The organism is Burkholderia pseudomultivorans, assembly GCF_902499075.1.
Lineage (GTDB): Bacteria > Pseudomonadota > Gammaproteobacteria > Burkholderiales > Burkholderiaceae > Burkholderia > Burkholderia pseudomultivorans.
Genome location: NZ_CABVPP010000028.1, coordinates 74,329 through 86,212, shown reverse-complemented (window position 1 = coordinate 86,212; position 11,884 = coordinate 74,329). Strand labels below are relative to the sequence as shown.

The 11,884-nt window shown below is 63.1% G+C and carries 8 protein-coding genes and 1 pseudogene; 7 read left to right on the top strand and 2 right to left on the bottom strand.

Going from position 1 to position 11,884, the window contains the following annotated elements:
- From BST28156_RS35090 to icmH, 7 genes and pseudogenes are all read left to right on the top strand, one after another.
- Window positions 1-219, top strand: a pseudogene (locus BST28156_RS35090) (hypothetical protein); the annotation flags it as partial.
- On the top strand, window positions 137-454 hold the full coding sequence (locus BST28156_RS19230; RefSeq protein WP_367651233.1) for a DUF3304 domain-containing protein: 318 nt from the start codon (window positions 137-139) through the stop codon (window positions 452-454). The pseudogene BST28156_RS35090 and the gene BST28156_RS19230, both read left to right, overlap by 83 nt.
- A complete protein-coding gene (locus BST28156_RS19225) occupies window positions 432-2,807 on the top strand; it encodes a T6SS phospholipase effector Tle1-like catalytic domain-containing protein (protein ID WP_174903104.1) in 2,376 nt (791 codons plus the stop codon). The genes BST28156_RS19230 and BST28156_RS19225 overlap by 23 nt, the downstream gene beginning before the upstream one ends.
- A gap of 24 nt (window positions 2,808-2,831) precedes the next feature.
- The gene (locus BST28156_RS19220) at window positions 2,832-3,113 is read left to right on the top strand and encodes a PAAR domain-containing protein (RefSeq protein WP_105757250.1); all 282 of its coding nucleotides are present in this window, start codon (window positions 2,832-2,834) and stop codon (window positions 3,111-3,113) included.
- A 2-nt stretch (window positions 3,114-3,115) separates the two neighbouring features.
- Window positions 3,116-4,420 carry a type VI secretion system protein TssL, long form gene (gene tssL / locus BST28156_RS19215; protein WP_174903103.1) on the top strand — a complete coding sequence of 435 codons (1,305 nt, stop codon included), beginning with the start codon at window positions 3,116-3,118 and terminating at the stop codon, window positions 4,418-4,420.
- 25 nt (window positions 4,421-4,445) lie between these two features.
- A complete protein-coding gene (gene tssM, locus BST28156_RS19210) occupies window positions 4,446-8,546 on the top strand; it encodes a type VI secretion system membrane subunit TssM (RefSeq protein WP_174903102.1) in 4,101 nt (1,366 codons plus the stop codon).
- 19 nt (window positions 8,547-8,565) lie between these two features.
- Entirely contained in the window at window positions 8,566-9,783 is a 1,218-nt protein-coding gene (icmH, locus tag BST28156_RS19205; RefSeq protein WP_174903101.1) for a type IVB secretion system protein IcmH/DotU, read from the top strand.
- Window positions 9,784-10,074: 291 nt separating this feature from the next.
- Here icmH and BST28156_RS19200 read toward each other — a convergent pair whose 3' ends face one another.
- Both BST28156_RS19200 and BST28156_RS19195 read right to left on the bottom strand, forming a co-directional pair.
- The gene (locus BST28156_RS19200) at window positions 10,075-10,473 is read right to left on the bottom strand and encodes a DUF3331 domain-containing protein (protein ID WP_174903100.1); all 399 of its coding nucleotides are present in this window, start codon (window positions 10,471-10,473) and stop codon (window positions 10,075-10,077) included.
- Window positions 10,474-10,518: 45 nt separating this feature from the next.
- A complete protein-coding gene (locus tag BST28156_RS19195; protein WP_060236772.1) occupies window positions 10,519-11,811 on the bottom strand; it encodes an NAD(P)/FAD-dependent oxidoreductase in 1,293 nt (430 codons plus the stop codon).
- Window positions 11,812-11,884 lie beyond the last annotated feature (73 nt).

Genomic DNA, 11,884 nt, shown 5'->3' with positions numbered 1-11,884 from the left:
GTGAGCGGTTACAACTATACCGACTATTACATCGCAGAATTCCGCGTCGGAAGTGAAGGCGATGAGTTCCCCGCGGGCGGGCCGAATATTTTTCCTAAAAAGGACGGTCAGATGCGTTCGGGAGGGGGGGGGATTCGTGTGCTGTATCAGCATTCCCGCCCACTGGCGTCCGGGCATGAAGCTGGTTGTCAAATGGAATGTCGACAAAGTGTTGGATGAAAAGCATCTTGGTACTTGGTACACGGCGACCACCGAGGTGCCGCCGTATGGGCCGCGCACAGCAGGTTTTGTGGTGCATTTTCTGTCGGGCGATCGGATTCGAATTCAGATCAGAGATGAGAAAGGAATTCTCCCGAAAATTGATGATGACGATCCCTATATCGTGCAGGGCGTGCTGGACCCGGAGTTGAACAAGAAACGAGGAGAGGGCGATGAGCGCCATTCGATGGCCTGAGCAATTCAACGAACAGGGGCGTTTGGGTGAGGGCGAAGCAGCTCGAGCAATGGGCAAGAGTGCATTAGCAGGTGAGCCATCGGACTGCCGGCAAGTGCTCCACGTTAATCTGTTTTTCGACGGTACGAATAACAACCTGGAATGGGATTCCAAGAATTTGGACGGGCCGACGCATAGCAATGTTGCAAGGTTGTTCAACGCATGCAGCGACAACCGTACGGCGGGCGAATATCGGTTCTACTTGGCCGGCGTTGGCACTCCGTTCCGTGAAATTGGCGAATTGAAGTTTACGTCGGAAGGCAAGGCATTCGCCCTTGGTTTCGGCATGCGTGTCGCTTGGGGATACACCCGTTTGCTGAACGCGCTGCATGAGGCGATGACGGCTGACATCTTGCTCGATGACCATGATGCTCGTGCTCTTTGTGCGTTGATTGATGCAGACGTCACGGCCTCGAACGGCAAGCTGCCACAAATTGTAGGAGCGGCGTCCAAGGCGTTCCCCATGACGGCTCCTGTAGTAACGGCGTCGCAGGTGTACTACGGATACAAGTCTCGGGCGCAGCTGGAGCGTCTTCACGGGGCACTGTTCGCCCTGCAGAAGAAGCATGGCGGACCGGGTGGTCAGTTGAATCGTTCGATCAAAAAGGTATGGGTGAACGTATTCGGATTCTCGCGCGGTGCGGCAGGCGCGCGCGTATTCGTTAACCGTCTCATCAATACCTGGGCACCGGGCGGCATGATCGCGGGTGCGATTCCATACGAGGTCAATTTTCTCGGAATTTTCGATACAGTTGCGTCGGTTGGGTTGCCGGATACCGTCACTGCGGCAATCGATATCGCAGATCTGGACGGGCATTGGGTATGGACGGCTAACGGTGCGCTTAATGTTCCCGCTTCGGTGAAGAAGTGTGTGCATTTTTTCTCGATTCACGAACAACGGATGAGCTTCCCGCTCGATTCCATTCGCGAGCGGCATGCCTATCCTGTCGGCGCGCCGCGCAGAATTGAGATCGCTTATCCGGGCGTGCATTCGGACGTGGGCGGCGGTTACGCGTTCAATGAAGAGGGCAAATCTCGAGACGGTGACGGTAGCAAGCTTAGTCAGATCCCCTTGCACAACATGTATATCGAAGCATTGAAAGCCGGCGTGCCATTATCTGTGCAGGCCGAGGAATCACCGCTTCCGAAAATCATGGAAGATGATTTCAGAATCTCGTCATCCGTCGCCCGTGCCTTCAACGACTGGCTCTCAACCGTCAATCAAAAACCCCTCGACAGCATCGAATCGGCACTTCGCATAGGCATGGGCCAGTCGCTCGCATGGCGTACCTTACGGGCGGACTATGGAAATCCGCAGGCCTACGTGACGTCGCAGGCCTTCTTCCGTCATGCGCCTGAGGATGAGGTCACGCCCTACGGACTCGAGACGCGAGTCGCGAGCAAGGCAGCATCGAATTCGCGGCTTGATAACCTGAAGCGCGAGAAGAGCGAGCTCGAGAAAAAAAGGGCGGGCCTCGAGGCCGCTGCGCTCAGCATGCTTGCGATTCCAGCACTGGCGAATCCCTTCAGGAAAAGCGCGGCCGAACTTGGCGAACAGATCAAGAAGAAGGACGCCGAGATCATGACGGCTGCAGCAGGCAAGCCGCCGCGGCCCGGCGAGGGTACGACGGACATAACGACCAACGACAAGACCGACCTGCTCGAAGCTGCGGAGGAATTCCGCCTCTTGTTGGCCTACCTGTATCCCGATCAGCGCTGGCGCTGGCAGGTGTACTGGGCTCACCCGCCGGCGGAAAAGGTGAACGTGAAGATGGGAAGGGCCAGCGGGCCGTTTGCGTTGGAACAGGACGTCAATGCCTATTACCTGACGGTTGAACGGAAGGACGTTGCCATGCGCCGTCGGCAAGGGTCGACGACCGTCTGGATGGGGGGGCGTGATCGCGTGCTGCAGGTGCTTGGTGCCCTGGCCCCGTATCAACCAGTCCTGGATTATGTTCTCGCGCCGCCCCAGGAAATGCTGCCGTTCCTGCTCGAACACACGTCTGAGGCAGCGGTGCGAAAGCTGCCTCGTGCCGTGATCCGTTTGCTCGACGATTTCGTACACGACAGCCGCGCATGGTTCCGCGTGCCCTATTTCCATGAATATGCACCGGGTGGCTACGGCTGGGCGCGGACGTTCTTCGTCGGCAACGACAGGCGCGTTCGGTCGCTCGGCCTGAAGAACGATGCTGCGCACATTGCCGCCGAGCGTGCCAGGGTTGCGGCGGCGGATCGCGGCAACTACCTCGCCGAGCAGTCCGGAAGATTGCCGCCGCCGGTGAAGGTCGACTTCAGCACGTTTCCGCGCCTTTGAGCGCGCCAGCCTACGGATAGCACCATGTCAATCAGCATCGCAGTCGTCGGAGACGCAACCGACCATGGCGGCCGGATCATTACCGGCTCGGATACGCACACGATCGGCGGCAGGAAGATTGCCCGCCTGCATGATCTGGTCGATTGCCCGGAAACCTATCCGGACGGGCGTCCGCACGGCGTCAACAAGATCATCGAAGCACATCCGACGCTCAGCGTCGGTGGCCGTCACGTGGCACTGCATGGTCACCGGACCGAATGTGGTTGCCGGCTGATTGCCACGTCAACGGCGAAGGTAGGACGCTAATCATGTCGACTCCAAGGAAATCCAGTGTACCGATCGATTCCGTGCACACGTCGGCGGACGAGCCGGAGACGCTGGCTACTGCGCTGAGCCGGGAAGACGATACGTCGCTTAACGAGGACATGGCACCTCCCGAGGCTTTTGAGCAGCGCCTGATCCACGTGAAGACGGCGTCAAATCCATTGCTCGAAGCTTCGCGCGTCCTGCTGCGCGCACAGGCCGACATGCCGGAGAAATTCGCATCGAAGCATGCGGTCGCGTCGCTACGCGCGCTTCTCGAGCAGGAGGTTCGGATATTCGAGAAGCTATGCGAGCAGGCCAACGTCCGTCGCGACCATATGATCGGCGCCCGATATTGCCTGTGCACGGCGCTGGACGAGACGGTCACGCAAACCGCATGGGGCAAAGCCGGTTCGGCGGGGATTGCATGGATCAAAGGGGGGCTGGCCACCACGTTCCACGGCGATCTCGACGGAGGCGACAAGGTTTACCTGCTGATCGGCCGTTTGCTCGAAGATCCGCACGAGCATCGAGACTTGCTCGAAGTGATTTATCGGACGCTCAGTCTCGGCTTCGAAGGACGTTACCGCGGAGGCGCCGACGGCACGCGCAAGCACGACGCGATTCGCCAGAGGCTCTACAACGTCATCACATCGCAACGCGACCCCGCGCCGTTGACTTTGTCTCCCCACTGGCAACCCAGCACAAAAGGCAAGCGTCCGTCGTTCTACGATTTCCCCGTGTGGATTACAGCAACGCTTCTGTCGGTGATCCTGCTCGGACTATTCGGATGGTTCAAGTACGAACTGTCCAATCACAGCGCGGACGTTCAGAAACGGATTGCCGAGATCGCCCGCATGACGCCGCCGCCTGCGCCGCCGGTGCAACTGCACCTCAGGCAACTGCTCAAGGATGAAATCGCCGCCGGCACCGTCAGCGTCGACGAAGACGCTCGCCGCAGCGCCGTCACGTTTCGCGGCGACGCGATGTTCCTCCCCGGTGGCGCTTCGGTCCAGGCCTCGATGAATCCGTTGATCGCGAAGATCGCGGCAGAGATCGCCAAGGTCCCCGGCAAGGTAACGATCATCGGCTACACGGACAACGTGCCGATTCGCAGCCGCCAGTTCGCGTCGAATCAGGCGCTGTCGGAAGAGCGGGCCACCCAGGTCATGCAGATGCTGCAAGCCGCCGGCGTACCGGCGAACCGCCTGGAAGCCGTCGGCAAAGGCGATGCCGATCCGGTCGGCGACAACCGCACCGCGCAGGGCCGCGCGCAGAACCGCCGCGTCGAGATCGACGTCGCACGATAAGCCAGATCCGTTTCCGGAATAATCCATGAAGAAGTTCCCGTTCCTGCCGTTTCTGGCCTCGCGCCAGTTCCTCGCGTTCCTCGCACTGGTCGTCGTCGCACTGGTGATCTGGTTCGTCGGTCCGTTCTTCGCGTTCGGCGGGCTCAAGCCGCTCGCCGAGGCCGGCATGCGTGCGCTGCTGATCGCGTTGTTGCTCGCCGGCGTGCTGCTCTGGCTCGTCGGATGGTCGATCAGCATCGTGTTCGCCGCATTGCTTTGCTTGCTGATCTGGTACGCGGGTCCGCTACTCGCGCTGGGTCGCACGGCGCCGCTTGAATCGGTGTCGGCACGTCTCGGCGCGATCGCCGTGGTGGCAGCCGTTTTCGTCGTCGTCGGCATGTTCCGTATTTGGCAAAAAATGCGCGAAGACGCTGCGTTCATGAAGAAGATGCTGCGTCTGGATCGCAAGAAGGCGGACCCGCTCGCGGCTTCACGTCTTGAGAAAGTCGAAGGCGGCGTGACGAGCGCGCTCGCGCGCCTGAAATCGATGCGTACCGGCGCACGCGGCCTCGGCAAGCTGTTCCAGGGCAAGCGCTATTTGTACGAGTTGCCGTGGTACATCACACTCGGTTCGCAAGGGTCCGGCAAGACCAGCATCCTGATGAACGGCGGGCTCGCGTTTCCCGTTGCCGAGCAGATGCAGCGCGCAGCTGGGAAACCGGCTGCGGACGCTGCCGCTGTGGACTGGTGGCTGACGAACGACGCGGTGCTGATCGACACAATCGGCTACTACACGCGTCATGGCATGTCGAAGGCCGAGGCCGCCGATACACGCGTCGCAGAACCGGACAAGCCGGCAGCTGACGTATCCGACAAGGATGCCACCAACGTGCAGGCGAACACGGAACGTTCCGCCGATGGCACGCAACAGGATGCACCCGCGAAATCGGAGGCGGCGGCTGGCTCGAAGTCGAGTGTCGATGTCGTGCCGCATGCTGCCGCCGAGCGTGACCTTCCGCAGGAGATCGATCGCGCGGAATGGCTCGGGTTTCTCGGCCTGTTGCGCCGAAACCGCCCCCGCGCGCCGATCAACGGCGCATTGCTGACGGTCGATCTTGCGACGCTGGCAAGCGCCGATGAACAGGCGCGCGTCGCCGAGGCTGCTGCATTGCGCGCAAGGCTGGCCGAGCTGAGAGAGGAACTGGGCATTCGCTTCCCCGTTTACCTGACGATCACGAAGATGGACCGCCTCGCCGGTTTTGCCGAGTATTTCGGAACGCTCACGTCCGAGGGGCGGGCGCAAGTCTGGGGTTTCACGCTTCCCTATGGCAAGGAGACGGTTGCGAAGGAAGGGCTGCGTGCGCGTTGTCATCACGAACTCGGCCAACTGGCGGCACGGTTGACGGGCTCGATCGATACGCACCTGCAGGACGAATACGACCTGAACAAGCGTCGAAAGTTTGCCGCGTTGCCTGAGGCGTTTTCCGCGCTGCTCGAACCGCTGCTCGACCTGATCGACCGCATATTCCTCGATTCCCGCTACGACAATACGCAACTCCATTCGACGTTGCGCGGCGTGTACTTCACGAGTGCCCGGCAACAGGGCAACGAGATCGTGGCGGAACGCCATACGGTCGTTCAACGCATTCTGTCGACCCAGGACCGCGCTCAGGACCGCGCCCCGGTTGCATCGTCGCGTGCCGAGGGGAACCAGGGATTCTTCCTGCACGATCTCCTGACCCGCGTCGTGTTCCCGGAGGCGCATCTCGTGGCTCCCAACCTGCGTTGGGAATATCGCTACAGGCTGTTGCGCCTGATCGGCCACACACTGGCGCTGCTGCTGTTCGTCTGGCTGGCGATCGGCTTGCGCGTGAGCTACGGCAACAACAGCGATTATCTCGACGCGATGGGCCGCAAGGCGCAGGCGCTTGCCGCCCGCGTCACGGCGTTGTACAAGACGCCCGAACTGCAAGCCGTGCCCGACACGCTGACCGAGGCGCGCAATCTGCCCACGTTTCCGGGGCTCGACCTGTCCGATCCGGACGGCGCATGGCGCTACGGTCTCTACATACCGACGGACATTGCCACCGAAAGCCGCCGCACCTACGATGCGCTCGAAGACAGCCTGCTGCTGCCGCACATCGTGCATCGCCTGGAGGACGTCATGTCCGGGGCCATTGCCAGCAGGGATTCAAAAGCCGCCTACGATGCGCTTCGCGTGTACCTGATGCTGTACGACAAGGCGAAGTTCAATGCCGGCGACGTGAAGGCATGGGTGCTCGACGACTGGGCGAAGACCGACAGCGCCGCCGCTTTCGGCGGCAGGGCGTCGATGATCGAGCACGTGCAACAGCTGTTCTCCGGGGAGCGTGTCGTGCAGTCTTCGCTGATCCGCAACGACGCGCTGGTACGGCAGACGCGCGCGTTCCTTGACGGCAGCAACGCGACCGACCGTCTTTATCAGCGCGCGAAGGCCGCGATGCTCACGGAAGCACCGGACGAGTTCACGTTGCTGCGCGCCGTCGGCCCGCAGGCCGGAACGGTATTTACGCGAGCGAGCGACGCGCCGTTGTCGCGCGGCGTGTCGGGTCTCTTCACGTTCGACGGCTACCGGAATCTGTTCGACAAGCGACTGCGCGAGTTCGTGCAACTCGCGCGCGACGACGACGCATGGGTGATGGGGCGCTCATACCTGGGCGAGGCTCAAAAAAAAACGGCTGAGATGATCAATGGCGCGGATGATGCGTTGACCGACGCCGTCCGCCGCGAATATCTGATGGAGTACGCGCAACAGTGGACGGCGTTTCTCGACGACATCCGCACCGTGAGCGGCACGAGTCTCGCATTCAATCTGAAGGTGCTGCGCAGCTTTGCAGCGCCGGATTCGCCGCTCGCGCGCCTTGCCCGCGCCGCAGTGCGCGAGACGACGCTCACGCAGCAACCCGTTGCGTCGAACGGTTCACTGCTGCAGAAGGCGGCCGACCAACTGAATCAGAAAGCCGACAAGGCGCTCGGCATTCGGGCCTCGGAGCGTGTCGAGCGGGAACTCGTCGACAATCGTTTCGCGGCGTTGCGCGAGGTCGTGACGGGAAACGTCGATGCACTGCCTGACGCGCACTCGGCCGGCACCCAGGCGGACAAGACGGGACTCGACGGCGTCGCCAACCTGCTGAACGACTATTACACGGCGCTGACCGTCGCCGATAACGCGCTGTCGAACAACAGCATGCCGCCGGCGAGCGACACGGCTGCGAAGCTGAAAATGGCCGCCGACACGATGCCTGCGCCGTTCCGCGCGATATTGCTCAAGCTCGCGGCCGACGGGTCGCGCGAGGTCAACCATGGGATCGGTCAACTGTTGTCGCGCCAGATGCAGGCGGTAGTCGGCGACACCTGTCGGTTGACGATCGAAGGAAACTATCCGTTCGCTCCCGACAGCAAGCGCGACGTCGGTATCGACGACTTCACGCGCGTGTTCGCGCTGGGCGGCGTGATCGACGATTTCTTCGTGAAGACGCTGGCGCCGTTTGTCGATACGTCCGCGAAGCCGTGGCGCTATCGAACGCTGCCGGGCGCGACGGAGCCCGTGCAGGGGCCGGATCTCGAACCGTTCGAGCATGCGAAGGCGATTCGCGACATCTTCTTCAACGATCCGGGCCACAAGCAGATGACGTGGAAGGCCGACATCCGGGTCCCGGAGCTCGCGCCGACGATCATGAGCCTGTCGCTCGACATCGACGGGCAGACGACGCTTTACCAGCACGGTCCGGTTGCGCCCTTCACGATTGCGTGGCCGGGGCCGCGCGGCGGCGCGCACGCCGAGATCACGGCCAGCCCGCGCATCCGGCCGGACACGTCGACGATTTCAACCAATGGGCCTTGGGCGTTGATGAGGCTGCTTCAGAAAGGCAAGGTGATCGGAACGGCCACGCCGGGCCGCACGCGCGTCGCGTTCGGTTTCGACGGTCGCGAAGCGGTGCTCGACATCGCAAGCGCCGGCAGTGTCGCGAATCCGTTGACGAGCGACGTGTTGAAGACGTTCCGGTGCCCGACCTCGATGGCGATGTTCAGTTTGCCGGACAGCGGTCCGCCGCCCGGTTTGCCACAGGGCATGTTGCCGATAAACGCGGGAAGCGTTTCCCGTTGAATCGGAAGGGGCGATCAAGATGAGTCTGTTAACAGCCGATCTGCAAAGCCACGGCGGGAGCCTGGCGTCGCTGTCCGTCGCGACGAGGCTCAAGCGGGCGGAGCAGTCGATCAACCCGCTGCTCGAAGCCGCGCGCGTCTTGCTGGGTGCGTTGGCAGATACGCCCGACATTCTCGATGCCGATTCGGTAGGCCGGCGGCGACGGTGGCTGGAGCAGGAACTCCGGCTGTTTACGCGCCTCGGCGCTGAACTCGACCTCCGGCCGGACCATGTCCGGAGCGCAACCTATTGCCTGTGTTCGGCGCTCGATGAGTCTGCGATGCAGACGCGCTGGGGAAAAGGAGAGACCACCGGTGTCGAATGGGAGGTCGACGGGCTGGCTGCCGCGATGGGTCACGATCGTCAGGGCGGCGACCGTGTTTTCCGGCTGATCGACGAGGCATTGTGCAGCCCGCGCGAGAACCTCGATCTGATCGAGTTGTACCAGAACATCCTCGATCTCGGGTTTCGCGGGCGTTACCGATTCGAGCGCGACGGACAGAAGCGCTTGAAGCGCGTTCGCGAGCGCGTGCACGACGTGGTCGTGACGGGCGGGGTGGGCGTGAATTTCGCAAGGGAGTCGCTTCGACAAAGGCGACGGACGGTCGACCCGTGGGTGCGTCCGTTGGCGATGCGTCGTTCGTCGCGCATCGGGGTTGTTGTCGGCATAACCGGGGCGTTGCTGCTAGGCGCGGCGGGATATGCCTCGGTGGACTATTGGCTCGTATCGAGACAGGCGCAACGCATGTCGCCGTTCGACTCGCTGGCTCGGGATCTGGAACAGCGGCTGCGTGACGAGGTCGCAGCAGGGAATGTCGAACTGATCCGGGATCCCGGACGCCATGCCTTGACGCTTCGCTTTGTCGGCATGTTCGTACCGGGCGCGGTGACTGTGGCCCCGTGGGGGGCTTCCGTCGTGGCGTCGGCCGGACGGGAAATTGCGTCGATCGCTGAAGGTACGGTCGTCCGGGTAGTCGGATACGCGGACAGCGCGCCCGCCGGGTCCGCGCGTCAGGTTTCCAACCAGGCACTTTCCGAAGCACGTGCCGAAAATGTCGCCCGGATTCTTGTCGCGGCCGGCATACCGGCACATGGCCTCCGCGTGGAAGGGCGTGGGGATGCCGACGCGTTGGCGGACAACGGTACTGAGTCGGGAAGGGCGAGGAATCGGCGCGTCGAAGTCATCGTCGCGGAATAACGCGGGAAATGTCGCGCTGGCGGTTATCCGCGGTCGATCCCGTATCGCATGCTATTGATTGTCGTCGTCGATACACTCGTCGACACGAGTCGGCAGGATATGAACGTTATGGGCCACTCGATCGCGGGCGCGGTGACCGCGAATGCGAGATGATGCGGGAAGCCGAAGCCAAAGCAGCGCCGTTGGTTGCCAAGCCGACGCGTGCTGGGAGGAACTGGTCCATCGCGCGGATCGCGTCACGGCCGCCGAGCACGGGCAATCAGGCAATCAGACCTTCAAGGCTTCACGCCTTCACGCCGCTTCCGCGGCGCGCGTCGCGTCGAGGCACGTCGCCAGCACCATCGCAGCCGCATTCCCCGGCGTCGACCCAAGCAGTTGCGGTGCATAGACGCTATCGCCAATCTCGATCGGCTGCCCCGACAGCGCGCAGACCCCACGCCGCCGCGTCGTAAACAACCGCCACTTCTGATACCCGTAATGCCCGGTACAGGCGTCTCGCCACGAAATTATCGCGGTGTCCGGCGTCGGCCGCTCGAGTACGCTGATCGTCGGCCGGCTCGCCGGATCCCAAGGCGGCAGCCGGTCGCGCGTCACTGTGCGTCGCCGCGGCGCCTGCCAGGAGGCGGGTGGCATGTCGAAGCTGCCGATCTCGGCGACGGTTCTGATCCAGGATGCTGCACTGTCGTCCATGTCTGTTTTCCCTCGAAACACTACGCGATGCCGCGGCGCGCGGCATCAGGACAGGCGGATGCGCGGCTGCACGCAGCCGTTGATGCGTTCGGCGATCCACAGCATCGTGGCCTTGCGGAACCCGTGCAGCGCCTGCTGATGTCGCCGGTACAGCATCAGATGACTGAGCTGCGCAAACCGGCCGCGAATGAAGCCGCCGCGAAAGAACCCGAACTGCCCGAGCGTGCCGAACGCGTCGTAGTCGCTCAGCGATACGAGCGCACCGAAGTCGTGGAACGCGAACGCGGGCATCGACTTGCCGTCGAGCCACGCCGGCAGATGCTTCGCCAGGTGTTCGGCCTGCTGCGTCGCGACCTGTGCGGTCGGCGGCAGCGGCCGCTCCTGGCCGTCGGGCAGCAGGCTCGCGCAATCGCCGATCGCGAAGATGTGCTCGTCCGCCGTTGCCTGCAGCGTCGGGCCGACGACGATCTGGTTCGCGCGATTCGTGTCGAGGCCGCCGAGCGCCTGCATGAACTCGGGCGCTTTCACGCCGGCCGCCCACACCATCAGGTCCGCTTCGGCGAACGAATCGTCGCCGTAGTGGAAGCCGTTCGGGGCGGCCGACGTCACGCGCGTCGACGTCAGCACCCGAAAGCCGATCCGTTCGAGCTGTTGCTGCGCCGACGCGGAAATCTTCGGCGGAAACGCGGCGAGGATGCGCGGCCCGCTTTCGAGCAGCGTGAGCTGCAGCCGCTCGCGCACCGTTGCATCGCCGTACGCCTGCGCGACTTCCAGCAGCCGGCTCAGTTCCGCCGCGAGTTCGACGCCGGTCGCGCCCGCGCCGACGATCGCGACGCGCAGCGCCTCGTCGCGTGCGACGCTGCGAAACACGCGCATCCGCAGCGCCTCGTTGAAGGCCTCGGCCTGCGGCTGGCTGTCGATGAAGTAACAGTGCTCGCGCACGCCCGGCACGCCGAAGTCGTTGGCCTGGCTGCCGAGCGCGAGGATCAGCACGTCGTACTCGAGTTCACGCGCTTCGAGCACCAGCGCGCCGTCCTGCGAGCGGATCTCGCCGAGCCGCACGCGCCGGCGTGCGCGATCGAGCCCTTGAAGCTCGCCCGGCTGGTACGTGTAGCCGTGCTCGCACGCATGCGCGACGAAGATCACTTGCTGTTGCTGCACGTCGCGCGTGCCGGCCGCGATCGTGTGCAGCATCGGCTTCCACACGTGGGTCGGGCTGCGGTCGACGACGGTGACCTGCGCGCGGCCGGACTTGCCGAGCCGCTCGCCCAGGCGGGTCGCGAGCTGCAATCCGGCGATCCCGCCGCCGACGATGACGATGCGAGTAGGGGTTGTCATGTATAAATCATCACGTGATGAATAATGTATGATCGTAGCGCTTTCCGGCTCCGGGTGTCAACGGAGTCGGGCA

What these genes read in the sequence shown, in the direction of transcription:
- BST28156_RS19200 (WP_174903100.1), bottom strand. Translation starts at nt 10,473, where the DNA reads ATGGACGACAGTGCAGCATCCTGGATCAGAACCGTCGCCGAGATCGGC.
- BST28156_RS19220 (WP_105757250.1), top strand. Translation starts at nt 2,832, where the DNA reads ATGTCAATCAGCATCGCAGTCGTCGGAGACGCAACCGACCATGGCGGC.
- tssL (WP_174903103.1), top strand. Translation starts at nt 3,116, where the DNA reads ATGTCGACTCCAAGGAAATCCAGTGTACCGATCGATTCCGTGCACACG.
- BST28156_RS19195 (WP_060236772.1), bottom strand. Translation starts at nt 11,811, where the DNA reads ATGACAACCCCTACTCGCATCGTCATCGTCGGCGGCGGGATCGCCGGA.
- tssM (WP_174903102.1), top strand. Translation starts at nt 4,446, where the DNA reads ATGAAGAAGTTCCCGTTCCTGCCGTTTCTGGCCTCGCGCCAGTTCCTC.
- BST28156_RS19225 (WP_174903104.1), top strand. Translation starts at nt 432, where the DNA reads ATGAGCGCCATTCGATGGCCTGAGCAATTCAACGAACAGGGGCGTTTG.
- icmH (WP_174903101.1), top strand. Translation starts at nt 8,566, where the DNA reads ATGAGTCTGTTAACAGCCGATCTGCAAAGCCACGGCGGGAGCCTGGCG.